This window comes from Streptomyces sp. UNOC14_S4, from assembly GCF_020740835.1.
GTDB lineage: Bacteria > Actinomycetota > Actinomycetes > Streptomycetales > Streptomycetaceae > Streptomyces.
This window is the reverse complement of sequence record NZ_JAINFC010001010.1, coordinates 1-787: the sequence shown is the minus strand read 5'-3', so window position 1 is coordinate 787 and position 787 is coordinate 1. Positions and strand designations below refer to the sequence as shown.

The window sequence follows — 787 nt, the reverse complement described above, 5'->3', positions numbered from 1 at the left end:
CACCTCACCCCCGCCCGAAGTGCCAGCGACTACGTACTGGTGCCGACCGCACACGGTCTCAACCTCGTCCCACGCCAGCAGGCCAAGGGGGTGGACGAATGAGCCGCACCCCAAAGATCGTCGTCGGCTCGTACGTAGTCGACAAGACCCGAGAGGTCGTTGCCCAAGTCATGGGCCACGAGGGACCACACTTCCAACTCCGGCCCCCAAAGGGCGGCTGCGAGTGGGAAGCGGTACCCGAGGACGTGCGCCCGGCGACGCTCAGAGAGGTACTGAGGGCCAAGGTCCAGGCAGCCAACGAGGCTTCAAGGGGGTGGCGGCTGTGAGCACACACACCGTGATCAGGTACGCGGACTGGACGATCGGCCCTGAAACGGCGCCAGAAGCCCCGCCGATCATCCACGAACTCGAATGCACCACCTGCAACGCCACCTCGGGGGCAAGCGAGGACTTCGCGACGCTCCAGGACTGGGGCCTCCGACACTCCGGCCGCAACCCCTCCCACACCGGCTACCGCGAGATCATCCACCGGTACTGGCGAGCCACCATGGTGGGGTAGTCAGCACCCGATAGACCCCTGCCTCAGCCGCTGAGCGGACCACCAGCAGCGGAGGCAGATCCCGGGCCCCGCGACTCGACGCGAAGCCCCAGGGCCCCGCCACTTAGCCTTGATCCACCGAACTGATTCCGTCGCGTCGGTCTGATCGCGGTCCGGCTGATCGTGGGTCTGCGGCTGTTGTCTGGACGTGCCGTACTCGCTGGTCTGCCCAGCTTTTCCACGAATTCG

General features: G+C 66.3%; 2 protein-coding genes. Both read left to right on the top strand.

The features are described 5' to 3' along the window. The first annotated feature begins 98 nt into the window (after window positions 1-98). Window positions 99-326: a hypothetical protein gene (locus K6I34_RS37630; protein ID WP_229332497.1), complete on the top strand. Its 228-nt coding sequence runs from the start codon at window positions 99-101 to the stop codon at window positions 324-326. Continuing rightward, window positions 323-559, top strand: a complete 237-nt coding sequence (locus K6I34_RS37625; RefSeq protein WP_229332496.1) for a hypothetical protein — start codon at window positions 323-325, stop codon at window positions 557-559. Before K6I34_RS37630 ends, K6I34_RS37625 begins: the two co-directional genes overlap by 4 nt. Window positions 560-787 lie beyond the last annotated feature (228 nt).